General features: G+C 64.2%; 16 protein-coding genes and 1 pseudogene. 12 read left to right on the top strand and 5 right to left on the bottom strand.

Annotated features, from left to right (window positions below):
* Positions 1-11: 11 nt before the first annotated feature.
* The 4 genes and pseudogenes from IRI77_RS23380 (at position 12) to IRI77_RS23365 (ending at position 8,354) form a co-directional block, all read left to right on the top strand.
* A complete protein-coding gene (locus IRI77_RS23380) occupies positions 12-4,079 on the top strand; it encodes an RCC1 domain-containing protein (protein ID WP_194447422.1) in 4,068 nt (1,355 codons plus the stop codon).
* A gap of 142 nt (positions 4,080-4,221) precedes the next feature.
* Positions 4,222-6,609, top strand: a complete 2,388-nt coding sequence (locus IRI77_RS23375; RefSeq protein WP_194447421.1) for an RCC1-like domain-containing protein — start codon at positions 4,222-4,224, stop codon at positions 6,607-6,609.
* A pseudogene (locus IRI77_RS38680) lies at positions 6,560-6,775 on the top strand (RCC1 repeat-containing protein); the annotation flags it as partial. The gene IRI77_RS23375 and the pseudogene IRI77_RS38680, both read left to right, overlap by 50 nt.
* Complete coding sequence (locus tag IRI77_RS23365; protein ID WP_323745127.1) at positions 6,759-8,354, top strand: hypothetical protein; 1,596 nt, start codon at positions 6,759-6,761, stop codon at positions 8,352-8,354. The pseudogene IRI77_RS38680 and the gene IRI77_RS23365, both read left to right, overlap by 17 nt.
* Before the next feature lie 168 nt (positions 8,355-8,522).
* Here the strand turns inward: IRI77_RS23365 and IRI77_RS23360 are convergent, their stop codons facing one another.
* Positions 8,523-9,566 (bottom strand): aldose epimerase family protein, encoded by a 1,044-nt coding sequence (locus tag IRI77_RS23360; protein ID WP_194447419.1) that lies wholly within the window; start codon positions 9,564-9,566, stop codon positions 8,523-8,525.
* Between the two features lie 181 nt (positions 9,567-9,747).
* Here IRI77_RS23360 and IRI77_RS23355 point away from each other — a divergent pair, with 181 nt between their 5' ends.
* A complete protein-coding gene (locus tag IRI77_RS23355; RefSeq protein ID WP_194447418.1) occupies positions 9,748-10,128 on the top strand; it encodes a hypothetical protein in 381 nt (126 codons plus the stop codon).
* 92 nt (positions 10,129-10,220) lie between these two features.
* Here the strand turns inward: IRI77_RS23355 and IRI77_RS23350 are convergent, their stop codons facing one another.
* Together IRI77_RS23350 and IRI77_RS23345 are read right to left on the bottom strand one after the other, a co-directional pair.
* Complete coding sequence (locus tag IRI77_RS23350) at positions 10,221-11,636, bottom strand: Gfo/Idh/MocA family protein (RefSeq protein WP_194447417.1); 1,416 nt, start codon at positions 11,634-11,636, stop codon at positions 10,221-10,223.
* Positions 11,637-11,666: 30 nt separating this feature from the next.
* Positions 11,667-12,581: a YihY/virulence factor BrkB family protein gene (locus IRI77_RS23345; protein WP_228486280.1), complete on the bottom strand. Its 915-nt coding sequence runs from the start codon at positions 12,579-12,581 to the stop codon at positions 11,667-11,669.
* A 29-nt stretch (positions 12,582-12,610) separates the two neighbouring features.
* Between IRI77_RS23345 and IRI77_RS23340 the strand changes: the two genes are divergently transcribed.
* Together IRI77_RS23340 and IRI77_RS23335 are read left to right on the top strand one after the other, a co-directional pair.
* The gene (locus IRI77_RS23340) at positions 12,611-13,495 is read left to right on the top strand and encodes a metallophosphoesterase family protein (protein ID WP_194447416.1); all 885 of its coding nucleotides are present in this window, start codon (positions 12,611-12,613) and stop codon (positions 13,493-13,495) included.
* Positions 13,476-14,360 (top strand): sugar phosphate isomerase/epimerase family protein, encoded by an 885-nt coding sequence (locus IRI77_RS23335; RefSeq protein ID WP_194447415.1) that lies wholly within the window; start codon positions 13,476-13,478, stop codon positions 14,358-14,360. The genes IRI77_RS23340 and IRI77_RS23335 overlap by 20 nt, the downstream gene beginning before the upstream one ends.
* Here the strand turns inward: IRI77_RS23335 and IRI77_RS23330 are convergent.
* Positions 14,349-15,869 (bottom strand): PAS domain-containing sensor histidine kinase, encoded by a 1,521-nt coding sequence (locus tag IRI77_RS23330; protein ID WP_194447414.1) that lies wholly within the window; start codon positions 15,867-15,869, stop codon positions 14,349-14,351. The genes IRI77_RS23335 and IRI77_RS23330 overlap by 12 nt on opposite strands.
* 160 nt (positions 15,870-16,029) lie before the next feature.
* On the opposite strand from IRI77_RS23330, the gene IRI77_RS23325 reads away from it, so the two are divergent.
* Positions 16,030-17,715, top strand: a complete 1,686-nt coding sequence (locus tag IRI77_RS23325) for a sodium:solute symporter family transporter (RefSeq protein ID WP_194447413.1) — start codon at positions 16,030-16,032, stop codon at positions 17,713-17,715.
* Between the two features lie 62 nt (positions 17,716-17,777).
* Here IRI77_RS23325 and IRI77_RS23320 read toward each other — a convergent pair whose 3' ends face one another.
* Positions 17,778-21,113: a TonB-dependent receptor gene (locus IRI77_RS23320; RefSeq protein WP_194447412.1), complete on the bottom strand. Its 3,336-nt coding sequence runs from the start codon at positions 21,111-21,113 to the stop codon at positions 17,778-17,780.
* 226 nt (positions 21,114-21,339) lie between these two features.
* On the opposite strand from IRI77_RS23320, the gene IRI77_RS38385 reads away from it, so the two are divergent.
* The 4 genes from IRI77_RS38385 to IRI77_RS23305 all read left to right on the top strand — a co-directional run bounded on the left by IRI77_RS38385 (position 21,340) and on the right by IRI77_RS23305 (position 25,486).
* Positions 21,340-21,474, top strand: a complete 135-nt coding sequence (locus IRI77_RS38385) for a hypothetical protein (protein ID WP_267239326.1) — start codon at positions 21,340-21,342, stop codon at positions 21,472-21,474.
* 83 nt (positions 21,475-21,557) lie between these two features.
* Entirely contained in the window at positions 21,558-22,625 is a 1,068-nt protein-coding gene (locus tag IRI77_RS23315) for a LacI family DNA-binding transcriptional regulator (RefSeq protein WP_194447411.1), read from the top strand.
* 54 nt (positions 22,626-22,679) lie between these two features.
* Positions 22,680-24,467: a CRTAC1 family protein gene (locus tag IRI77_RS23310; RefSeq protein WP_194447410.1), complete on the top strand. Its 1,788-nt coding sequence runs from the start codon at positions 22,680-22,682 to the stop codon at positions 24,465-24,467.
* A complete protein-coding gene (locus IRI77_RS23305; RefSeq protein WP_194447409.1) occupies positions 24,464-25,486 on the top strand; it encodes a tetratricopeptide repeat protein in 1,023 nt (340 codons plus the stop codon). Before IRI77_RS23310 ends, IRI77_RS23305 begins: the two co-directional genes overlap by 4 nt.
* The last annotated feature ends 44 nt before the right edge of the window (positions 25,487-25,530 follow it).

The following is a 25,530-nucleotide window of genomic DNA, read 5'->3' as shown; positions in this document are numbered from 1 at the left end:
TCCACATGTCGATGTATCGGTCAGCTATTGGAATTGCCGCCGCGTGGGTGTGTGTGGCGGCTCCGGTTTGTGGCGCTGAACGGATTTATCTCCTGGAACAGCAGGCGCAGGGTTCCGCGCCCTATTCGTTCCGAACCCTTGGTGAAATTGAAGGCGCGCGGCGTGTGGCCGTGCCCGAAACAGGCGGACATGTCCTTGTTCTGACTTCGCTGGGCCGGGTTTGGGGTTGGGGGCAGAACCTGCATGGGCAACTGGGAACGGGCGATCGCGCTGCCAGGGCCGGATTTATTGAGGTTCCCGGGATTTCCGAGATCACTGCGATTGCTGCGGGGGCTCAGCATTCCGTTGCTTTGCAGAGCGACGGGACGGTTTGGACCTGGGGCGCGAATACAGAAGGACAGTTGGGCGATGGGTCGCTGGTGAACCGGTTGCGGCCGGCTGTGGTGCCGGGGCTGCGCGATGTTTCGATGATCGCGGCGGGCACGTTGTTTACGGGTGCGCTGAAGAGCGATGGATCCGTTTGGGCTTTCGGCTCGAACTGGAACGGCATCGCCTGGACGGACGCGAGGAAGCTGGTCACAGAACCCGTGCGCGTCGATGGGCTGAGTGATGTGCGGGCGGTGGCTGTGCGGCTCGGCCTCGGGTATGCGCTGGATGGGCAGGGGCGGATTTGGGTTTGGGGGCGTGGGGTGGAGAATGCGGCAGGGGCTCCGCGGATGTTGAGTGAGACGGAGCGCGGGTTGGCCTTAGGGCTCATGTCGTCTGGGCCTCGGTTGTCGGCGGAGTGGTTGGGGATTACTGTGGATGCAGCGAGTGGTGTACTGCGGATGAGGGCAGGCCGGGCCGAGCGGACGTTCGCGTTGGATGGCTCGGCGGTGGATGTGGCGGCGGGTTGGGCGGTGGCGGTGATCAGCGGACTGGAGGGAGCCTCCAGCGGAGACGCCCGGGAGACAGGTTCCGCGCGGCAAGGCAGCGGCCTGGAGGCGGGCCTAATGAGCCGCGCCGCGACGAGGGCGGGGCGAGCGGCAACCTCGGTATTCATGCAGGTGTCGGCCAGAAGGGACACGTCCGTGGCGATCAGGGGCGATGGCCAAGTGCGAGCGTGGGGCAGCAATACAGCCGGCACGATCGGAGACGGCAGCGGGGTGCGGCGGATGCGTCCGAGTTGTACGGTGCTGAGCGGAGTGGCGGGGCTATCGTTGAGCAGTTCCCATGCGATCGCGGTCCTGCAGGACTCGACGGTGTGGACTTGGGGGAGCGGGGAGTATGGCGCACTCGGCAATGGCATGGTGCAACCCCACTACCGAGCGACACCGGACATGGTCCTGGGCTTGAGCGGGGTGGTGGCGGTGACCTCCGGCGAGAGGCACGATCTCGTGCTGAAGAACGATGGAACGGTCTGGGCATGGGGCGCGAACGACTCGGGTCAACTAGGCGATGGCACGACCAACACGAGCAGCCGGCCGGTGCAGGTGAGCGGGTTGAGTGGCATTGTGGCGGTTGCGGCAGGTGTCCGGCACAGCCTTGCGTTGAAGAGCGACGGAACAGTATATGCGTGGGGGGCCAACGACCACGGGCAACTGGGAACGGGCGGCTATGTGGAAGCGCATGCGCCGGTGCAGGTGGCGGGGCTAATGGCGGCTTCCCTGGCGGCGGGTGATTTCCATAGCCTGGCGGTGAAGACGGACGGCACGGTGTGGGGCTGGGGGGAAAACGGAATGGGGCAGTTGGGGCCCGGGGCGGCACAGCCGCAGTTGAGTCCGCTGCAGATGGTGAACTTCACGAATGTACACCAGGTGGCCGGAGGAGAGACCCTGACGGCGGTGGTGAGGACAGACGGCACCCTGTGGGCGTGGGGGTCGAATTGGGATTACGACACGAATACGGGAGTTTACTCGAATACCCCGGTGAGCCTGCCAGCTCCAGAGCAGGTGGAGAGCGTAGCACTGGGGCAGAAGCATATTGTTGTTCTGCTGAAAAGCGGGTTGGTCAGGGGCTGGGGATCGAATGCGAAGGGCCAGTTGGGGCGGAGCGACCTGGCCACTACAGATCAATTCGTTGCGCCGGATGCAGAAGCGCCGTGCAGCGCCACGGCTCCCAATCCTGTGAATTTGGGACAGCGTCTGAGCGCCGGGCTGGTGCAGACGGTAATGCTACGGGACGACGGAACAGTCTGGACCGCGGGTGATTCATTCGGGTCGATTACGACGAAGAACGTGACACCGATCCAGGTACCCGGGGTGACGGAAACGGTGGGGGTCTCGGCCAGGCGGTATCTGAATGCGGCGTTGGGGCGGGATGGGCTGGTGCGGACGTGGCTGTTGTGGGGCGGCTTGAACCTTCCGGGCGGCGTGACGATGCAAACCTACAATCCCGTTGTTGCGCCCGGCCTGACCAACGCAACGAAGATCGCGACTGGGTATACCCACACTCTGGCGATCCGGGCGGATGGCACGGTGTGGGCCTGGGGCTCCAACCCAGCAGGCGAGCTGGGAAACGGCGCGCTGGGTATCGACGCTCCACCGGCACAGGTGGCAGGCATCGATCATGTCATCGACGTAGCGGCAGGGGGTTGGTTCAGCCTGGCATTGAAGAGTGACGGCACGGTGTGGGCCTGGGGCGAGAACGGGACAGGCCAACTGGGAGACGGCACTTACACAAGCAGGTGGACTCCGGCGCAAGTCAGGGGATTGAGTAATGTGCTGGCGATCAGCGCGGGGGACGATTTCGGAGCGGCCCTGAAGCGGGATGGGACCGTTTGGACGTGGGGCAACAACCGGTTCCAGCAGTTGGGACCGGGTGTCGAGAACTATGTGGGAGCTGGGTGGGGGATGGAGTCCTACCCCATTCTCGGCATTGTCAGGGTGGTGGATCTGACGGACGTTGTGGCGATTTCGGGCGGGGGCGGCCACCTGCTGACACTTCGCTCCGACGGTACGGTGTGGGGTTGGGGCCGCAACGACAGTGGCCAAGTGGGTGATGGGAGTCTGGTGAACGCGGCCAGGCCTGTGCAGGTACCGGGTCTGTACGGTGTGGCGGCGGTTGCCGCGGGCTTCTCGCACAGCATGGCCTGGAAGCGCGACGGAAGGCTCATCGGATGGGGCTGGAATGGATACGGGCAGCTGGCTTATCCGGTTGTCGCGGCCACTCAAACCCCCGTGCAGAGCGGGTTTGCCCCACAGCCGCCGGTAGTATCGTCACCGACAGACGTCACCCCGGCCAGCGGCACCGGCGCAGGTGGGCTATTCCAACTGAGTTTCCGTGCGGCGGCGGGATACACCAGCCTGCAATGGGTGCAGATGCTGTTTGCGGCGGCTCCGGATGGGGGCGGGTTGCCTTACTGCTTCCTGCATTACGACGTGCAGGGCAAGGGGCTGTGGCTGTATGGTGATGGCGGGTTCTTCGAGGGGCCGGTGGCCGCCGGGACCTCTTCGAACCGGCTGCAGAATTCGTTCTGCGCCGTGGACACGCAGGCCACCAGCGTGGCTGGGGGCGGCGCGAACCTAACGGTACATGCGCGAGTGTTGTTCAAGCAGGTGGCTACGCGGAAGATTTACCTGCGAAGCCAGGATGTGAATGGCCTGGATTCGGGGTGGATCGAGGAGGGGTCGTGGGATTCGACGGCGGTGCTGCTGCCAGCTGCCAGTGTGAGTCCAAACCTGGGGAGTGGCGGGACGCAAACGTTCGCCGCGAGTTATTCCGAGGGGTCGGGCCTGCCGGCCGGTGCCGGCGGATGGGTACAACTGCTGGTGGCGGCGGCTACGGATGGGGGCGGGCAGCCGTTCTGTTATCTACACTACGACCGGGCTGGGGATGGGCTTTGGATGTACTCCGGGGATGTCGGGTTTTTCCTGGGTCCGGTGAAGCCGGGGGTGAGCTCTTCGGTGCTGCAGAGTACGGCTTGTTCGGTCAATACCGCGGGCACTACGGTGCAGAATAATGCGGGGCAGTTGGTGATTTCGGCTCCCTTTGTTTTGAAGAGTCCGATGGCGGGGGGTAAGAAGATCTTCCAGCGGTCGATGGATGCGCTGCGGCGGGATACGGGCTGGGTGCAGACGGGGATTTGGAGCGTGCCGTAGAGAAACCGGCCGGGCGGGCCGGGCCTGGATACAGAACGGCCCCGGGGTGCTCGCAGGAAGGGTCTCGTTTGAGCGGATGGTAAGATCGGGTGTGCTTTGCACGCTTACGGCTCTGCCGTCTCGCGAATCGGAGATTCCTATCTTGTTTAAACCTGACCAGAGCGGCCCAAGCACCGCCGGATTGCGCCCATTCCCCTGGTTCCTCGCCGTGTTGGCGTGTGTCTCTTTACCCGCGGCGGGCTCGCAACGCGTGTACCTGTTGGAACCTGCAGCCGGGATGAATCCGGCTTACTCCCTGCGATCGCTCGGTGAATTGGAAGGGGCGCGCAAGGTGGCCCTGCCTGAGAACGGCGGTCATGTCCTGGTGCTAACGCAACAGGGCCGGGTGTACGGCTGGGGCCAGAATCTCCATGGACAGTTGGGGACCGGCGATGTGGCCGCGCGTTCCATCTGGACTGAAGTGGCGGGTCTCACTGGTGTGAGCGCCATCGCGGCCGGCGCGCAGCACTCGCTGGCGTTGAAGAGCGACGGTACGGTTTGGGCGTGGGGCGCGAACACGGAAGGCCAGTTGGGGGATGGGACGCTGGTGAACCGGGCGCGCGCGGAGGTCGTGCCGGGCCTGAACGATGTTTCGATGATCGCGGCGGGCGCGCTGTTCAGCGTGGCGCTGAAGGCGGATGGAACGGTTTGGGTGTTCGGGTCGAATTGGAGCGGGCTGGCCGGCGCCGACGCCCGGAAGATGGTGACCGAGCCGGTGCGGGTGGCTGGGCTGAGCGATATTCGTGCGGTGGATGTGCGGCTGGGCAGCGGGTATGCCCTCGATGGACAGGGGCGCGTCTGGGTGTGGGGCCGGGGCGTGGAAAACGCCGGGGGAGTCCCGAGGGTGCTGGGCGAGGCGGAGCGCGGCTCGGCTGTGGCGCGGCTGTCGGCTGCGCGGGTCCAGGCGGTAAAGACCGTGTTGGATTGGTCGGGAGCAGCGAGTTCCCGGCAGGTGGTCGAGATTACCGGTGCGACTCTGACGGTCAGCGGTGGTGGGGCGCGGCGCGCGTTCGCACTGCCGGGCGCGGTGGTGGATGCGGCGGCAGGTTGGGCGGTGGCGGCGATTGTGGATGCGGCGGCGGCGACGGCCGGCGTGAGTGTGGCGGCCGTGGATTCGGGCGGCGGGCTGAGCCAGGAGACGAATGGAAGCGCGAATACGACGCAGGCAGCAGCCGTCCAGGAGCCGGGCAGGACAGCGGGCGCTTCCACGGTGCAGGTGAGCGCCGGCGGCAACAATTCCTTCGCTGTACGGGCCGATGGCACGGTGCGCGTGTGGGGCTTCAACACGGCGGGCCTGCTTGGCGATGGCACGGGCGTGGAGCAAGCGGAGCCTGTCTGCAATCTATTGAGCGGGGTGAAGTCGGTCTCGACTTCGGCGTCACACGGCCTGGCGATCCGTCAGGATTCGACGGTGTGGAGCTGGGGCGTGGGCGCGTTCGGCCTGTTGGGCGATGGAGTGACTACCGCGCATGTGGTGGTGTCGCCGCGGCAGATCCCGGGGCTGTCCGGGGTGGTGGCCGTGTCGGCCGGGTACTTCCACAGCCTGGCGCTGAAGAGCGACGGGACGGTATGGGCCTGGGGATCGAACACCTCCGGCCAGTTGGGGAACGGCACGACGAGCGACAACGGGACACCGATGCAGGTGGCGGGGCTGACGGGCATCACGTCGATTGCGGCGGGCCGGTCGCACAGCCTGGCGCGGAGAAATGACGGCGCGGTTTTCGTCTGGGGCGACAACACGTTTGGGCAGTTGGGCGACGGCACGCAGACCGACCGGTGGACGCCCGTCCGGCTGGGTTCGTTTACAGCGGCGTCGGTGTCGGCGAACGACTGGCACTCGCTGGCGATCAGGGGCGATGGAACGCTTTGGGGCTGGGGCGACGCGACGAGTCTCGGGCTGGCCGGTCCGGGCGCCGTGCAGTATGTGCTGACGCCGGCGAAAGTGACCTCATTTACGAATGTGACGCAGGTGTCCAACCAGAGCGGGTTGAACGTGATTCTGCGGGCCGACGGCACCGTCTGGTATTTGGGCAGCGGCCTGGCGACGAGGTACAGCGGCAGTCTGGTTTCGAACGTGGCGACGCAGTTTGCCCTGCCGAGACCGGCGATTGGCGTCTCGGCGGGGCAGGATCATGTGCTGGTGCTGCTGAACGACGGCACGGTGCGGGTGATGGGCGACAGCTCGAATAGCGAGCTGGGGCGGCCGGACCTGAGCAGTAGTGATGTATTTGTGACGCCGAACCCGGATGCGGCGTGCTCGTGGGCCGCGCTGACGCCGCTGGCTACCGGCCAGCGGGTGGCGACCGGGAAAGCGCAGACCCTGGTGGTGCGGGACGACGGCACGGTTTGGGCGGCGGGCGTGAACGGATTCGGGCCAACTGGGCCTGGGGGTCGCGGGAACGTCCGTGGCCATCCCCAGACAGGTGGCCAGCCTACCCGCGATGACGGCTGTTGCCACACGCAGCAAACACACGCTGGCCTTGGGAGCTGACGGGCTGGTGTGGAGCTGGGGGAACAACGCGGCCGGCCAGTTGGGTGACGGCACGCTGACGAACCGGTCGAGTCCGGTGGCGGTACAGGGGCTGGATTCGGTTGTCCAGATTGCGGCGGGCGGCAACCACAGCCTGGCGCTGCGGCAGGATGGCACGGTGTGGGCCTGGGGGCAGCAACTCGGTGGGCGAACTGGGGAACGGAGTGCCGATCCCGCGGATGTTCCCCACACCGGTGGCGGGCTTGCAGACCGCTGTGGAGATCGCGGCGGGCGACCGGTTCAGCCTGGCGCTGCTTTCCGACGGCAGCGTCTGGATTTGGGGCCTGGGTTTAGGCCAGGTGGGCACCCCGGGGTATCAGACGCCGGTGCAGGTCACCGAGCTTTCGAATGTCGCGGCGATTGCCGCCGGAGGGGAGTTCGCGCTGGCGTTGAAGCAGGATGGAACGGTTTGGGCCTGGGGGTCGGGTGGATTGCGGCGCTTAGGCAGCGGCCTGGGGATCGATCCAGTGATTGGCGTGGCGAGGGTGGCGGGCCTGACGGGCATGGCCGGAATCGGAGCCGGAGTCGGCCACGGCCTGGCGATCCAGTCGGACGGCACGGTGTGGGCCTGGGGGGCCAATACAAAGGGTGAACTGGGCACGGGTGCGCCCAGTCCAGTGGATGTCCCGGTGCCCGCGCAGGTGCCCCAGTTGTTCGGGGCGGCCGGCGTGAGCGGAGGCGACGGGTTCACGCTGGCGTGGACGCGCGACGGAAGTCTCCTGGCGTGGGGCTCGAACCAGTCCGGACCGTTTGGATTGACAGGATTGGCCAGCAGCCTGATTCCGATTCTGAGTGGCTTCCAGCCCGGACTGCCGTTGGCCACGACCCCCCTGGATTTCACGCCGCAGGGCGCCAGCGGTTCCGCGCAGAACTTTCAGGCGGACTTCGCGGCGGCCGGCGGCGCGGCGTCACTGCAGTGGGCACAGTTGCTATTCGCCACCGATCCCGATGGGGGCGGCCAACCGTTCTGTCTGTTGCACTATGACGTGCAAGGGGACGGATTCTGGCTTTACGGCGACAGCGGGTTCTTCGTGGGGCCGGTGAAGCCGGGAGTCGCGTCGAATCTGTTGCAGAACACCGTGTGCGCTTTGAATACGGCGGGGTCGGCGGTGCAGGAGAGCGCCACGGGCCTGAGCTGGCAGAGTCAGGTCATCTTCAAGCAGACGGGCAGTCTCAAGATGTTCTCGCGGACGCAGGACCAGTCGGGTGTCGATTCCGGCTGGATCCAGGAGGGCACGTGGAGTTTTACTCCGGCCGCGGCGGCGACCTTCAGCGTGGTTCCGAACACGGGCAGCAGTGCAAACCCGACCTTCGTCCTCACGAATGCGGACCATTCGGGATTGCCGGCCACGAGCGGCGGCTGGGTGCAGATGCTGGTGGCCGCGGCTCCGGATGGCGGCGGGCAGCCGTTCTGCTATCTGCACTATGACCGTGCGGGGAACGGGTTGTGGATGTACTCCAGTGACGTGGGTTTCTTCCTGGGGCCGGTGAAGCCGGGTGTGAGTTCCACGGCCCTGCAGAGTTCGGCGTGTTCGATCAAGACGGCGGCGACTACGGCGGTCAGTGTGGCCGGGCAGTTGGTGATCACGGCTCCGATTTCGTTAAAGGCGCCGATGAAGGGGAGCCGGAAGCTGTACCAGCGGTCGATGGATGCGCTGCAGCGGGATTCGGGGTGGGTGCAGACGGGGACTTGGGTGGTGCCGTAGGGCGGGGTTGGCCCAGTTGGTGGATGGAGGAGAGGGGCGCGGTGGAGCCCCTTGCCGGGCGGTCGGGGTTCGTCTGGCCGTGATGTTTAGGGGGGAGGCGGAGGGCTGAACGGCTTGGATTGCGGCCGTTTGGGGGCTCCTCCGCTTACTGATGTGCGCGGCTCTGTGTCAGAGTTCGAGGTCGTCGATTGAGGCTACCGGTTGGAGTAGGGCGGCGTATTCGATCGTTACCTTTGATTTCGCCGGGACCCAGCAGTAGCCGGGGACGCCAAAGAGGCTGCCGCGGTGGATCATTTTGCGGCGGCTCTCCGGGAAGGGCGAGGCTCCGAATTCCATGCCGCGCGTCAGGGCCTGGTTGTTCCATGGGGGGACGTCCCGGCCATGGTTCTCTTCCCAGATGCCCATCCAGGGGAAGTCGCTCTGTTTCCACACATAGGCCAAGGCGATGCCGGAGGTGGGGTTCCAGGCGGAAAAGTAGGCCAGCTCGCGCTCGGGGTCCATCAGGTGGGTGGAGAAGGCTCCAGAGACCTTGCGGTCGCTGAAGAGCTGCATGTCTTCGACGCCGCCGTTGAGCGTGGGCACCATGGGCCAGGTGAATTCGGCTCCGGGCTTCATGTAGCCGACGTCGGAGAAGCCGGTGTCGATGACCTGCGACTTGGTGGCGGTGGAGCGGAACTGGGTGACGCCGCATTCGAGGAAGGGCGGGCCGAGGGTGACGTGCTGGGTCCAGGCGATGGGCCGGTCCAGGGATTCGAGATTCTCGACGGTTTCCGTGATGGCGGCGCGGCGGGCGCCGGCGGGCAGCCGGATGGTGCGCTGGAAGGCGAGATGGGCGCAGGGGAGGGTAGTTTTCTGGGTGAGGGTGTCGCCTTCCACCGTGATTTCGTATTCGTTGACGGAGGCCTCGCCATGGACGGTCATGCCGGCGGCGGCTTCTTCGTCGGAGGGGCCGCCGAAGAGGTCGAGGCAGAGATTGTGGCCCAGGATGCCGGCCAGCAGTTTGCTCTCGGAGTTGCCGCCGTATTCGGGGTGTTTGGCGGGGTCGTAGGTGGAAGGCTCAATTGTGGGCCACGGTGGAGACCACAACGGGTTCACGCCGGTCGCCTTGTCGCGGATGACGGCCAGGTGTCCGCCCTCGCGGGTGACCACAATCTGCAGGTGCTCGTTTTCGAGTTGGACGGCACGACGGTTTCGGTAGAGGATCTCGCTCATATATAAGGCCTGACCCTCTATCGTATTCCTGTCGCTCGCTTTGTACTACTCCATGCTAAACTCTCGACCCAAAACTCATTGAATTGAAGTGCCGGAGGGGTGGCCGCAGGCTGAAAGCATGCCGTTTGGAAGTTTCCCATTGAAGAATTCGACGAATTGCGGGCGTCTGGTGTGCACCGCAATGCTATGTTTCGCCCTGGCGGGTCCGGTATTCGCCGAAAGTGGAGCGATGGTGGTGGAAAGGGCTCCGGTGGAGCAGAAGCAGGCGAAGTGGAAGAAGGCCTGGGCGTGGAGTGCGGCGGCGCTGATGGCGTCGGTGGCGGCGGATACGGCGTCGAGCATGGGGCGGCCGGAGCTGAATCCGTTGCTGCGCGGCGGGATGGGCCAGTTCAATGCGCGCAGCGCGGGTTTGAAGTTTGGGATTGCCGGAGCGTTGCTGGGGTCGCAGTATCTGCTGTTGAAGAAGCACCCGGAGCAGGCGGCGTGGGCGACGACGGGCAATTTTGCCGCGGCGGGATTGACGTCCAGCATCGCGGTGAGAAACTTCCGATTGCCGAAGTAGGAGGAGTGCCAGGCAATCAAAAGGGCCGTCCCGGGGTGGGACGGCCCTATTTTTATATTCGACTGTAAGCGGCCGGGGCCGCGGATGGAAGGCTAGCCCTTCTTGACGGGGGTCTTGGCAGCGGCTGCGCCAGGCTTACCCATGGTTTCGATTTCCTTGAAGGAAACTGTCCGGTTCTCGTCGAGGGCCAGGTTGGAGAGGATGACGGCGATGGAGTCCTGCAGGCCGACTTCGATGTCGGCGCGCGGGTGGCCGCCGGTCTTGATGTCGTTGAAGAAGCTCTCGAGTTCGATGTCGACAGGGTTGCGCTCTTCCAGCGGGACCATGATGCCCTTCTGGTACAGCCACTGGCGGGCGAACTTCATTTCCTTCTCGAGGAAGCTCTCCTGGCCGGTCATGAGGTCCTTGCCGAGGAGGATGGGGAGCGGGCGGGAGCCGGCGGCGGCGACCATGGTGGCGCCGGCCTTGAAGGCTTCCTTCTTCTTGCCTGCCTCTTCGACCTTGGCGGGCGGGTTGGGTTCCCTGAACCACATACCGATGGGCATGTTGTTGTCGTCGCCGATGGTGATGTGGATGGTGCCCTGGGTGCCGCAGATCATTTCGCCCATTTCGGTGCGCTGACCGCCGACGCCGGCCCAGTGGGACGAGGTGGGGATGCCGGTCCAGACGAGGCGGCGGCCCTTGGGGTACTTATAGATGAGCTGGACGTTGTCGAGGATGTCGCGGCCGTCGTTCAGGAAGTCGTGCGAGCCGAGGCCCATGACGGACTCGGGGGTCATGCCGAGCATACGGTCGGCCACGTCGATCTGGTGGGAGGCGAGTTCGGCGACGAGGCCGCCGGAGTATTCGCGGAAGAGGCGCCAGTTGGCCATGCGCTCATTCGGCACGCCCTTCTTCATCTTCCAGCCGGGATTGCGGTGCCACTGGGCCTGGACGTAGGTGACGTCGCCCAGCATGCCCTTTTCGATCATCTGGCGGGCGGCCTGGTACATGGCGCTGTAGCGGCGCTGGAGGCCGACCTGGAGGGTCTGTTTGGGGCGGGCGGCGGCGAGGGCGCGCAGGGCGTGGACTTCCTCGGCCTTGAACACCATGCTCTTCTCGCAGAAGACGTGCTTGCCGGCTTCCAAGGCGTCCTTGGTGACCGGGAAGTGCATGAAGAGGGGGGTGGTGACGAAGACGGTTTCGACGTTTTTGTCGGCGAGGAGCTCGCGGTAATCCTTATAACGCTTGGGGCTGCCGCCGATGGTCTGATCGGCCTTGTTGAGGGCGTCGTCGGTGAGATCGCAGATGGCGACGCAGCGGCCGGTGTCGATCCCCTTCAAATGCTTGAGCAGATAGGTCCCGCGGCTGCCGGTGCCGACCATGCCATAGTTGACGGCGTTCGTGGCGGCACGCGCTTTCAAGATGGCCGGCGCTCCCTGAATGTGGGAGGCGGCGACACCTGCGATAGTAGCTGCGCCCGCAGCCTTGATGGCGTCACGACGCGTCAGATCCTTGTTGTCGGCCATTTAGCAAACCTCGGAGAAGATTTTGGAAGTCTAAGATCGGGGCTCGGATTCCGCCCCTATTCTATCTTGAATTGGCGCTCTGAGGACGGAGGTAGTTACAGCCTGGCGGACGCTGCGGGCGGTCCATTCCGCTCCGGCGAGTACGACTAGCCCGGCGACGAAGCCCCAGGTGAAGATGGTGATGGAATTCACGAAGACACCGTACTCGTGGGAGAACTTCTTATACATCCACGGCCACACCAGCATGTTGATCCACTTGAGCACTTCCAGGACGAGGCCTACGATGATGGCGCGGGGCAGGACATGCTTCTTGGACACCTTCGTATTGGGCAGGTAGGAGTAGACCAGGAAGAGCAGAACGATGGTGATGGGGATGGAGGCGATCTTGAAGGCGAGGCGGACAATCCAGGTGAAGGCGGTGGCGTGGTAGTTCTCGACGCCGGAGAGCAGTTGCAGATTGGCGGCGGTGAAGGCGGCGGTGAGCAGGGTGAGGGCTCCGCAGGCGAGGATGAGGCCCATGCTCACGAGCTGGTTCTTGACCAGGCTGCGGTTGACCTTGACCTGCCAGGCGCGGTTGAGCGCGACCTCAAGTGGCAGAAAGATACCGTTGGAGACGAACAGCAGCATGATGAGCGAGATCCACTCCACGCGGTAGGTATAGCCGGCGATGGTGCGCAGGTTGAAGACGAGGAACTCGCCGGTGTTGCCGGCGAAGTAGTCTTTCACGGCGACATAGATGGCCTCTTCCGCGGCGCTCCAATGGAAGACGTTGCGACAAAGGGAGATCATCACCATCAGGAAGGGCCAGAGCGAGAGCAGCACGTTGCCGCCGATGGCAAAGGCGTAGACGTGGACTTCGGTCTCGAGAATATAGTGCCAGAGGTGCCGCCAATCGCCCTTGAGGTCCTTGGCGGAGACCTCAACTTCTTCGAACAGCTTGTACAAGGCCAGTCTCCACTTCGATACTATCCATCATGGAACGGCGCGCCTTTCTGGGGACAGCGGTAATCGCACCTTTTACAACGCCGGGGGCCGCCGCGGCTTCCAGCTCGTTTCGATTCATACACTTCACGGACACGCACATTCAACCGGAGCTGCGCGGATCGGCCGGCACGAAGGCGTGTTTCGCGGCGATCAACCGGGAACCGCACGATTTCGCCATCTGCGGCGGCGACACGGTGATGGATGCCTTTGAGCAGCCGCACGAAAAGGCGAAGGCGCTGTTCGACCTGTATGGAGCGACCGTGCGCGACCTGGCGAAGCCGGTGCATACGGTGCCGGGCAACCACGATGTGTTCGGCGTTTCGGCCAAGAGCGGCGTGGCCGCTTCGGATCCTCTGTATGGGAAGAAGTTCTACGAAGACCGGCTGGGCGCGCGGTTTGGTTCCTTCGACTACCAGGGTTGGCACTTCATCCGGCTGGACTCGGTGTTCGTCACGCCGCAAAAGACCTATGAAGGACGTGTGGACGATGAGCAACTGGCGTGGTTGCAGCGGGACCTGGAGAAGACCGGGCGCAAGGCGCCGCTGGTGGTGGTGACGCACATCCCGCTGGCGACCGCGTTTGGCACGTTTCCGTTTCCCGACCTGCCCGAGTTGAGGCCGGTGTTGACGGTGACGAATGCGCGGCAGGTGTTGGCGTTGTTCGAGGGATACAATCTGAAGGCGGTGCTGCAGGGCCATACGCATATCGCGGAACGGGTGGAGCACCGGGGCGTGCAGTATCTCACCTCCGGCGCAGTCTGCGGCAACTGGTGGAAGGGTGCGCACTATGGCACGCCGGAAGGCTACGCGGTGCTGACGGTGCGCGGTGAAGAGATTTCCTGGGAGTATCGAACCTATGGCTGGAAAGCCGTTTGAGCCCGTATTGCATTCGGTGAGTTATGCCGGCGTCTGGCCGGGTCAGGCGCGCCTGACGCTGGACGCGTTTCTGGAGAAGGCTGCGCAGCTGAAGTTTCCGGCCGTGATGCTGATGGCGAAAAGGCCGCATTTCTCGGTGCTGGATTACGACCGCGATGCCTGCCTGCGATTGAGCGAGAAGCTGGAGATGCTGGGGCTGCGGTGCGCCGTGGTGGCCGGGTATAACAACTTCTCGGCCGACGCCGAGCATCCGGACATCCCGCAGCGGGAGATCCAACTGGCGCACATCGAGGCGCTGTGCCGGCGGGCGCGGGACATCGGGGCTCCGGTGGTCAGGATCTTCACGGCGTACGAACATGCGTCGTTCGCCACGCACACGCTGGTGGATACGCTGCGCGAGGCGGCCCAGCGCGCGGCGGATTTCGGCGTGACGCTGGGCGTGCAGAACCACCACGACTGCGCGGGCCACTACCTGGCGTTCTACGACCTGCTCAGCGCGGTGGGCCATCCCAACTGCAAAGCCTGTTTCGACGCGTGGAGTCCGGCCTTGCAGGGCGACGATGTCGCGGCGGCGGCCCGCAAAATGGCTCCGTTGACGGTGCACACGACGGCGGCGGACTACCAGTACAGGCCGCGATTCCGGTATGTGCCGGCGCAAGTGAATTATGAGGCGCTGACACCGGCGGTGCAGGCTGTGCAGATGGGGGCCGGGTTCATCGACTATGAGCGCTTCCTGGGCGCGCTGCAAGAGGGCGGGTATGAGGGTCCGCTGGCCTATGAGATGTGCAGCCCGTTGCTGGGCGGCGGATCCGAAGAAAACCTGGACCGGACCGCGCAGGCGTTTCTGGCGTGGCTAGCCCGCTAGCAGGGTTTTGACTTCCGTGATGAGCTGGGCGACGTGGAAGGGCTTGGCCAGGAAGCGGGTCTGCTCGGGCAGTTTGCGGGCGCCGATCTGGGCAGCGAGCTCCGTATCGTCGGTGAAGCCCGAGATGAAAAGTACGCGAGTGGCGGGCCACTTGGCGCGGACGCGTTCGGCGAGCTCGCGGCCGGTCTGGCCGGGCATCGTGAGGTCGGTGACCAGGAGGTCGATCCGGGCCTCGCCTTCCTCACAGGCCTTGATCGCTTCGTCGGCGGAGGAAGCCTGGGTCACACGGTAGCCCTGCCGGTCGAGGGCTTTGCAGATGAGTGAGCGGATGCCGGGCTCGTCCTCGACCACGAGCACGGTCACAGGCGCGGCGGGCTGGGGTGTTTCGCAGGCTCGCGGGCAGGTAAGGATGAGGCGCGGAGCTTCGCCGGGCTGCGCTTCGAAGGTGATGGTGCCTTCCAAGGCCTGCCAGGGACGGACCAGGCCGGCGAGTCCAAGCGGCGGATCCGTGCCTTCCTTGGGACCCGAGAAGGGCTCGAAGAGGCGATCGCAGGTCTCCTCGGAGACAGCGAGTCCGGGCAGGTGCAGGGCGATCTCGACCTTGCAGCCGTCCAGGGGGGTTATGCGCAGTTCGGGCGTGCCGGGCTCGGGCCGCAGATGGCGCAGCGTCTCAAAGATAATGACATCGAGCAGTTGGCGGGAGGTATGGGCCTGGAAGTCGGTATCGGTGGCGGAGGCGAGCCGCCAGCGGGCGACGGCCGTGGTAGCCCAGGCGACGAGGGAAAACGGTGCGGCGACCGGAACCGGCGGCCGGGTGAGCGACGTAAGGTCGTGGGTGAGAGCGCCCATGCGAGCGGAAGCCTTGACGATCTCGGCGACATCGTCGCGGCGGGTATCGTCGGCGGGCAGGCTTTCCATCAGCTCTTCGGCATAGCCGCCGATGATCATGAGCAGGTTGTTGGCGACGTGGGCCAGACGGCCGGAGAGGCGTTCGATAGCGCCGCGTTTGGACTCCTCGATGACTTCGCGCCGGCGGCGGCGTTCCAGCAAAGGGTCGATATCGGGCACCGAGGAGGCGGCCGGCGCCGAGGACTCCGAGGCCCGATCCTCATCAATTGTGAGGAGCAGTTCATCCTCGGCGCCGGCCTGCCATCCTGGGATCCTTTGAATACTTGCGGTGAGCCGCAGGGCGGAACTATCCCCGCCGAGCTGCACGGGGTGGTTGACGCGAGGCGTGCCGGTCTTCAGAACATCGGCGAGCGCGGCCTCCAACTGAGGGTCCGGCAGCAGGTCCGGCAGGCGCATGCGCGAGAGGTCGGCGTTGCGGAGACCAAAGCGGCGGCGGAATTCGCGGTTGACGGCGCTGAGGCCCCATTCGCTGTCGACGATCGCGACAGCGACCGGCAATTGGGCGAAGATGTCCTGGTAGTAACGGCGTTCTGTCTCCACCAGCGCAAGCAACCGCGACACTTCGGAGGACTTCCATTGATCGAGGTCTGCGCGTTGCATGGAGCTACACATTCAGTCTGGTAGGCGGGGTGCGATGTGGCAATGGACCGGGCGGATAGTCCTGTGCGGCTTTGGCCCATTACTTTGCCGGGGTTTTGGGACTAGTACCCCGCGAAGTGAGCTCGCGTCGCGGCGTTCCCGATAGAATACGACGAACCATATGAACTTGTCGGTTGGCGGGCTCGATCTGGCGGTGATCCTGGTGTATCTGGCCGGGGTGGTGGCGCTTGGCTGTTATGCGGGCTTTGTGCGGCGGCGCGGCAGCGGCGAGGGCAGTCACTACTTCCTGGCCGGCAACACATTGACGTGGCCCGTGATCGGGCTGGCGATGTTCGCGGCCAACATCTCCACGGTGCACCTGGTGAGCCTGGCGGAGGCGGCCTACAAGTATGGCCTGGTGTTCGGCCACTTTGAGTGGATGGCCGGGTTCACGCTGATCCTGCTGTCCCTGTTTTTCGCGCCTCTGTACCTGAGGTCGAAGGTGCCGACTCTGCCGGATTTCCTGGAGCGGCGTTTCAACCGGCAATGCCGCGACCTGCTGGCCGTGGTTTCGCTGTTTTCGGCCATCGTGATCCACATCGGCATTGCGCTGTACACCGCGGCCTTCGTGCTGCGGGGGATTCTGGGCATGCATCCGGGCGCGACACTGTTCGGAATGGACGCGCTGATGTTCTTCATCATTGCGTTGGGCGTGCTCACCGGCATCTACACGATGCTGGGCGGATTGCTGGCGGTGGTGTGGACGGAGAGCATCCAGACGGTCCTGCTGCTGCTGGGGGCGATTGTGATTACTGTCGTGGCCTGGAACCGGCTGGGCGGCTGGGAAGTGCTGGTGGCGACACTGGCGGCCAAGGCGCACCCGTTGGCGGGCACGGCGAAGGATATCCCGGCCACGACGGGCAATTTCCTGAACATGGCACGCGATGCGTCGGATCTGTCGGGCCTGCCCTGGTACAGCGTGATTCTCGGTTACCCGGTGCTGGGGATCTGGTATTGGTGCGCTGACCAGACGATTGTGCAGCGGGTGCTGGCGGCGCGGGACGAAAAGCAGGCGCGGCTGGGTCCGCTGTTCTGCGCGTTCCTGAAGATCCTGCCGGTATTCTTCTTTGTGCTGCCCGGGACGATCTGTGTGGCGCTGGTGCAGAACAACGTGTTCCAGGGCGAAGGTCCGGCGACAGCGGCCGATACTTACACGTTCATGATCACCCACCTGCTGCCGGTGGGCCTGAAGGGGTTGGTGACGGCGGCCATGCTGGCGGCGGCGATGCAGACGTGTTCGGCGGCGCTGAACTCGACGGCGACCCTGTTTGCGTACGACATCTACAAGCGTTGGCGGCCCGGGACCACGGATCACAGACTGGTGGTGATCGGTAAGATCACGACGGTGGTGGCGACCGTGCTGGCGATTGCGTGGTCACCGCTGCTGAGCCACTACAACACGATCTACGACGGGCTGGTGCGGCTGGTGTCGTACGTGTCACCGCCCATCACGGCGGTATTCCTGATCGGCGTGTTCTGGCGGAAGGCCTCGGGGAAAGGCGCCTACATCACGATGACCTCCGGGGCGGTGTTTGGAGCCGCGATGTTCGTGCTGGACTTCTCAGGCCACGGGGTGAAGGATTTCATGCTGACGGCGTTCGGGATGTTCCTGGTGTGCTCGGTGGTGCTGGTGGCGGCGTCGAAGGCGTTTCCTGAACCTTTGAAGGCGGAAGCGGAGCCGCTGGTGTGGTCGAGGTGGAACGAGTCGTTCGAAGGGAATGCGGGCGGCCGGGGGCTGGCGGATTACCGGGTGCTTTCGGTTGTGGTGGCGTTGACGTTCGTGGTGCTCTACGCTCTGGTCTGGTAATAGAAACGCCCCGCCGCACGATTGGTGCGACGGGGCGCAGGGGCCTCTGGAGGTGAGGCTGGTTAGAACGCGTAGCGCAGGGCGAACTGCACCTGGCGGGCGCTGCCCGCGCTGGTGATCTTGCCGAACGTGGCAGAGCTGCGGTTGGTGTCGGGGTTGCCGAAGTTGATCACGTTGGGCAAGTTGTAGAATTCACCGCGGAATTCCACCGACTGCCGTTCCATGAACTTGAACTTTTTGGCGACCGAGACATCCGCGACGACCTTGCCATCGGCCCGGACGGTGTTGGCGCCGGAGTTGCCGTAGGCATTGACGGGCATGGTGAACGCGCTTGTGTTGAACCACTTGTCGATGGAGCGCTGTTCCATGGGGAGGATGGGATTGCCGCTGACATCGGCGCGGCCGATGTACTTGCCGGTGTGGGCGGTATCCTGGCCGGAGGTCACGTTGAGCGGACGTCCGGTCTGCACCTGAACGATGCCTTCCAGGGCCCAGCCGCCGAGGAGGGAGTCGGCAAAGCGATTCCAGCTGGCGCCGAAGGTGCGGCCTTTGCCGAAGGGCAGATCGTAGACGTAGCCGACTTTGAATGCGTGGCGCAGGTCGTAGCTGGCGGGTGACCAGTCGGCGCGGCGATTGAACATGTCCTGATATTTGGCTTCGGGCAGGGACGACTGGTCGTCCATGACCTTGCCCCACGTGTAGTTGGCCAGGATCGACAGGCCCTTGCTGAAGCGCTTGGTGATCTTCGTTTCCATGGCGTTGTACTCGGAGGCGAAGACATTGCTGCCGCCGTCCAGGTTGCCGGTGAAGCCGGAAGCAGCGAAGCGGCGCGGATTGGCGACGCCGGCCGCGACGGGCTTGAGCGCGTTGTTCCAGCCGACATAGCCGACCTGGTTGCGATTGGCGGAACCGACATAGCCGACGTCGAGGGTGACGTCCTGCATCAACTCGCGCTGCACGAAGATATTCCACTGCTGGGAATAGGGCGTGCGGTTGTTGGGATCCTGCGGCCAGCCGCCCAGAGCCTGGGTGCTGTTGAACGAGGGGCCCGCATCCGAGATGGAGGTGTCAGGAACGGCGCCAGTGTTGTTCGGGCTGAAAACCTGCTGAGGCAGATAGGGCCAGAATTTGCGGAGGTCGTTGAGTTCCTGCATGAAGGTGCTGTTGAAGAACATGCCGAACGCGAGGCGGACAACCGTCTTCTGGTTGGCCTGATAGGCGATGCCGACGCGCGGGGCGAAGTTCATCCAGCGGTTCTTCATCAGCGTGCGGCCGTAGCCGAAGGTATGGGGGCCTTCACCGGCGACGCCGGTCACGGGATCGGGCAGCGGGTTGATGCCGGCCCACATCAACTGGGCCTTGTCCTGGCCATTCTCACGCGTGACGAGGAGGTTGCCGAGGGCATCCTGGGCGTCGTAGGGGCGGTTGAAACCTTCCCAGCGGACGCCGATGTTGATCGTCAACTTATCGGTGGCGCGCCAGTCGTCCTGGAAGAACGCGGAGTAGGAGTTCTGCCGGCCCTGCGCGTTCGGGATTCCGACGCCGCGGGCGATGGCATTGGGATAGCCGAGCAGGGTGCTGGCGTAGGAGTTGCCGGCGCTGGCATCTCCGGCCGTATTGGTCATGCTGGCCCAGAAATTGGCGCTGCCATTGGTGGGGTTGGTGAAGAAGGCGTCCATCGCACGGCGCATATACTGGCCGCCGAACTTGACGGAATGCCGGCCCATCATCCTGGACAGCTTGGCTTCGTACTGATGGTCGGTGTCGATGATCGTCTCGCCGCCGCCGCCGGCGAAGGTGCCGAACAGACCGTCGGCGCTGAAGTTCGGCATGACGTCGCAGAGGGCGTTGCTGTCGAACATCTTGATGCCGGCCTTGGCCAGGACATCACTGCGCTTCAGCCCATTCTTGAACTGGTCGCAGCCGGGGTTGTTGGGATGGTTGTAACCATACTTCACTTCCAGGACAGTGGTGGTTCCAAAGACGTGGTTCCAACCGACGCCGAAGTTGTCGGAATCGATACGGGTGCCGTTGTAGCGCACGGTGGAGAAGTTGGACGGGGCATTCTCACCGACTCGCTGCCGCATGTAGCGGGCGAAGAAGGTGTCCTTGCTGCCCAGGGAATGGTCGCCGCGCAGCACCAGCATGTCGCGATTGTTGGCCGTGGGGTCCGTCATGACGTAGTTATTCGTCTGCAGGCCGGCGACATTCGGCAGGGGCAGGTAGGTGTCCTGGAGGTAGAGCATGCCGGCATTGAGGCGGGCCTTCGGAATGATGTTGCCGGCAAAGGGCTGGCGCACAATCCCGTCGGCGGTCTGGGTGCCGGTGAGCGGATCGTAGATCTGCTTGTTGAAGCTGGAGAAGTCACCCGTTCGCCAGGCGGCGATAGGAGTGGAACTGATCGTGGTATTGCCGCGGCGGCGGCGATAGCCTTCCCAGCTCGCGAACCAGAACGTCTTGTCGCGGCCGTTGTAGACCTTGGGGAGGACGACCGGGCCGCCGACGGCGACGCCGTACTGATTCTGGCGGAAGGGAACGCGCGTGGCCTTGGTGGCCGGGTCGAGTTGCTTCTGGGCGTTGCGGAACCAGTCGTTGGCGTCGAGTTTGTCGTTGCGGAAGTACTCGTAGACGCTGCCGTGCAGGTCGCGGGTACCGGACTTGATGGAGAGGTTCACGTTGGCGCCGGCGCTGCGGCCGTATTCAGCGGAGTTGTTCGTGGCGACGCGGAATTCCTGGATGGCGTCCATGGGAGGGGCGCCGACGCCGGAACTCATGTACATCATGTTGTTGTCGACACCGTCAATGGTGTAGTTGCTGTCCTGCTGGCGCTGGCCGTTGACGGAAACCATGGTCAGGCCGGCCTGGCCACCCTTTGACTGGTTGGGCGCGATGTCGCTGGTGCCCGGCATCATGACGATCAGGCGGGTGAAGTTGCGGCCGTTGACTGGGATGCGTTCCAGTTGGGAGGTGCTGACCACGCTGGCCACGGAGGCTTCCTGGGTCTGCATCATGGGAGCGGCGGCGGTGACTTCAATACGCTCGCTCACCTGGCCGACTTCGAGTTGAATGTCGAGCTTGAGAGTGGCGCCGGTTTCCAACGTGATGTTGGACTGGACTTTCGTCTTGAAGCCGGAGTTGGTGACCTTTACTTCGTAAGGGCCGGGGATGAGCGGAGCAAGGGTGAATGCACCGGAATCGTTGGTGGTCACCACACGATTGATACCGGTACCGGTGTTGGTAGCGGTAACGGTTGCATTCGGGACAGCGCCTCCGGAAGCGTCGGTGACGATTCCAACGATAGCGGCATTTGTAGTTTGAGCGGAAAGTGGCAGCACGGCGCAGAGTGTGCCGGCCAGAATGAGTAAGGTAAGCCACACCCAACTGTGTCTGATGGTCATTACGGAGACCTCCTGATAGTCATCCAAACGCGTTAACGCTAACGCGTCGGTTTGGGTCATTCTATATCGACTCGGTTTCGGGTGCAAGCGGATTCACACCGGTGTGTCGCTAGTATGTGATCTGTCCGCATGAGTTCACACGTGATTTGTCCGCTCGACCAAAGCGGCGGGTAACCCTTGGAGGGTGAAAGCCTTTCACGATTGCCCGGCCGCGGAAGTGGAGCGAATGATGAAGCTGCAAGAAGTGCTGCTGAAAGCCATGGCGAAAAAGATCACATGGTGGAGCGCAGCAGAGATCATCGGGGTGAGCGGATTCACACCCCACTCTCCGATGCTTTGCGATAATCTGTCGGACAGGTAAGCGTTTCCAGAACGGGATCAGAACCTCCTGCTGGAGGCTCTGGACGGGCGGAGCCGGGAACGCCCTGCCGGACGGTCAACACGATGGGCGAACGTAAATCGGGAAAACAGCCTGCAAAAAAGCCGGTCCAGAAGACAGGCGTCACGCTCTCGGACATCGCGAAAGCAATGGGCCTTTCCGCGATGACTGTCTCTCGCGCCTTCACCGGCAGCGAGCAGATCAGCGAGAAGACAAAGCAGGAAGTATTAAAAACCGCTAAGGAGCTCGGCTACGTTCCGAACCGCTGGGCGCGCAGCCTGGTGACACGGCGGTCTTCGATCATCGGCGTCCTCATCCCCGAAATCTCGCACACTTATTTTGCAGAAGTAACCTGCGGCGTGGAAGAGATCGTGGACAAGACCGGCTTCGATCTCCTGCTCTGCCACTCACGCGGCGACGCCGAGAAAGAGCGGGCGGAGATCCACATGCTGATCGGCACCCGCGCCGATGGCCTGATCATCGCCTCTGTCCAGGATTCGAAAACCGAGCGGCCCTTCACTGAACTGGAGGATGCCGGTATTCCCTTCGTGCTGGTCGACCGCTTTTTCCCCAACCGCCGGTTCAGCTCCGTGCTGGTGGACGATCTTGAGGTGGGCGAAATCGCGACCAACCACCTGATCGACATGGGGCACCGGCTGATTGCTCACATTCAAGGCCCGCCCGTCACCCCCGCCGTGCTGCGGAGACGCGGCTACCTGACCGCCATGAAGGCGCATGGCTTGCCGGTCGACAAAGACTGGATGATCGGCAAGGACTTCAGCAATCAGAACGGCTACGTGTCCATGCGCAAACTGCTGCAATTGAAGCCGCGGCCGACGGCCGTCTTCGCCGCGAACGACCCGCTGGCGATCGGCGCCGTCCGCGCCTGCCGTGAGGCGGGCTTCCGCGTGCCGGAAGATATCTCGGTGGTGGGCGCAGGCAGCATCGAAGGCGACCACAATCCGAATCCCTTTCTCACCACCGTGTGGTGGCCCAACCAGGAGATGGGGCGCGCCGCGGCGGAGCTGCTGATGAAAGCCATCGCCGACTCGGACGGCGGGGAAACGCACATCCGCACGTTCGCGCCCAAGCTGCTGGTGCGGCATTCATCCGGTCCGGCTCCGGCGAAATAAGGGCGTGGAGCGGGCGCGGTCGGATATGATGCGAGACTGAGCGTACGAGCACGCGTGAATCGAATTCCTCCATCTCTTCTGGCGCTGGTGCTGTGTCTTCTGGCTGCGCCGCCGCTGCAGCCGCAGAAACCCGCGGCCGAATCCGGCCAAGGCATGATCAGCGGTGGGGCTGCCGCGCTGCCGCGGCCTAAGCCCTCCGGCCGCCCCTGGCCCGTGACTTTCACCGATGTGGCCGCGCAGGCCGGCCTGCGGATGCAGTACACCTACGGCCATCCGCAGAAGAAGAAGTACGTCATCGAAGCCAATGGCGCCGGCGTAGCCTTCCTCGACTACAACGGTGACGGGCTGCTGGACGTGTTCCTGGTGAATGGTTCCAGGCTGGAAGGCTTTCCTGCCGGCACGTCGCCGACGAATCATCTCTTCCAGAACAAGGGCAAGGGCCAGTTTGCCGATGTCACAAAGACCGCGAAGCTCGACCAGTCCGGCTGGGGCAACGGCGTCTGTGCCGGCGACTTCGACAACGACGGCCACACCGACCTCTACGTCACCTACTTCGGGAAGAACCTGCTGCAGAAGAACAATGGTGACGGCACCTTTCGCGATGTAACCGCGCGCAGCGGCACTGGCGGCAGCGGCAGTGAATGGAGCACCGGCTGCACCTTTGTCGACTACGACCGCGACGGCTACCTGGACCTGCTGGTGACCCGGTATTTGAACTTCCAGGCTGGGAAGAGCCCGCTGCCCGGGGCGTTCCCCTTCTGCATGTGGAAGGGCAGCCCTGTCTATTGCGGGCCGCGCGGCCTGCCTTTCGGATCGCTCGCGCTCTATCACAACAAAGGCGACGGCACTTTTGAGGACGTCTCGGTCCCCTCCGGCATCAGCGCGGTGAAGGGCTTCTACGCGTTCACGGCCGTGGCGACGGATTTCGACGGCGACGGCTGGCCGGACCTCTACATCGCCTGCGATTCCACCCCGAGTATCCTGTTCCACAACCAGAAAAACGGGACCTTTCGGGACATCGGCACCGAGACCGGGCTCGCCTACAACGACAATGGCTCGGAGCAGGCGGGCATGGGCCTGTCCGTCGGTGACTTCGACAACGACGGGCGCATCGATATCCTGAAGACCAACTTCACGGGCGACTATCCGAACCTCTACCGCAACCTGGGGAAAGGGCTGTTCAGCGATGTCTGCCTCAGGGCCGGCCTGGCCGTGAACCCTGACCACGTGTTGTGGGGCACCGGGTTCGCTGACCTGGACAACGACGGCTGGAAGGACATTGTGCAGGTGAGCGGCCACGTCTATCCCGAGGTCGCGCAGATCGACGCGCGCGAGCACTACCAGCGCGCGCGTCTGGTGTACCGCAATCTGGGCGGCGGGCGGTTTGAGGACGTCTCCGGGCAATCCGGCCCGGGCATTGCAGCCGAGCATTCCAGCCGCGGCATGGCTCTGGGCGATTTCGACAACGACGGCGCGATGGACGTCCTGGTGATGAACATGCACGAGGCTCCGTCCCTGCTGCGCAACGAACTGAAGTCGTCGAATCACTGGATGAAACTGCGGCTGCGCGGCACGCGGTCGAACCGGGACGCGATTGGAGCGGTGGTGACGGTGGAGTCCGCCGGGCGCACGCAAGCCGATGCCGTGCTTAGCCAGTCGAGCTTCCTGTCCCACAACGACCTGCGCCTGCACTTCGGCCTGGGTGCGGCGGCCCAGGTGGACCGCATCACCGTGCAATGGCCCAACGGGCAGCGTGAGCAGTTCCCGGGTGTGGCGGCGAATGCTCTATATCTGCTGGTGGAGGGCTCGGGTCAGGCGGCCGCGCAGGAGTTGCCCCGATGACAGGACTGCTGGCGGTGACGGCAATGGCGCTCTGGCTGCAAGCCGGACCCGACTTGCTCTCCGACCAGGCTCAGCAGTTGGCGATGCAAAAGCGGTATGACGAGGCGGAAGTTCTGTGGAAGAGGGCCCTGCAGGCGGCGCCGGATCACTTTCCCTCTTTGTTTAACCTCGGCTTCATGCGGTATTCGTTGGGGCAGTTCACCGCGGCGGAGGACTGGTTGACGCGCGCGGCCCGGGCGAAACCCGGCGACTTCAACTCGCGGTATCTGCTCGGTACGACTCTCTTGAAGCTGGAACGGCGCGAGGACGCGCTCCGCGCCTGGCGGGCGGCGCTGGCTGTGCAGCCTAACAACTACAAGCTGATGCAGATTATGTCGGTGGAGTACTCGAACGGGTACTACTACAAGGAAGCCTGCGCAGTGGGGCGGCAGGCGGTGGCCTTGCGCGGGGATACGCCGGAGCCGTGGTTTGTGGCGATCAAGGCCTGTTTCGAGGCTCGCGATCCGGAGACGCTGGCCCTGACCAAGCAGGCGGCGGAACGGTTCCCCGAGTCGGCCCGCGCCAACTTCGAGTACGGCTTCCAGCTACAGAAGGCCGGCCTGCGCGACGAGAGCCTGCCGTTTCTACGCAAGGCGATGAGCCAGGATCCGTCATACGAGGAGCCGTTCTACTTCTACGGGAACCTGATGCTGTTGGACGAGCAGTACGGGCAGGCGGTAGAGCCCCTGCGAACCGCCCTGAAGCTGCGGCCCGATTACGTTTCGGCCTGCGTGGCCCTGGCGAAGGCGCTGATGGGCCTGGACCGGAATCAGGAGGCGAAAGAGGCGCTGGAAGCGTGTGCCCGCATGAGTCCGGCCCACCCGCAGCCGCACCTGTTCCTGTCGCAGGTCTATTTCCGTTTGGGCGATGAGGAGAAGGCCACGGCGGAGAAACTGCTCTCCCTGCGCCTGCGCCGGGAGAATCCGACGATCATGGAATCCCCCCAAGCCCGCCCCTTCCCGGTAACCCCCCGCCGGTGACTGGGGGTAATGGGAAACTGCGGGGCGGGCTCGATTTGGGGGCC

This window comes from Paludibaculum fermentans (assembly GCF_015277775.1).
Taxonomy (GTDB): domain Bacteria; phylum Acidobacteriota; class Terriglobia; order Bryobacterales; family Bryobacteraceae; genus Paludibaculum; species Paludibaculum fermentans.
This window is presented reverse-complemented; position numbering and strand designations above follow the sequence as displayed.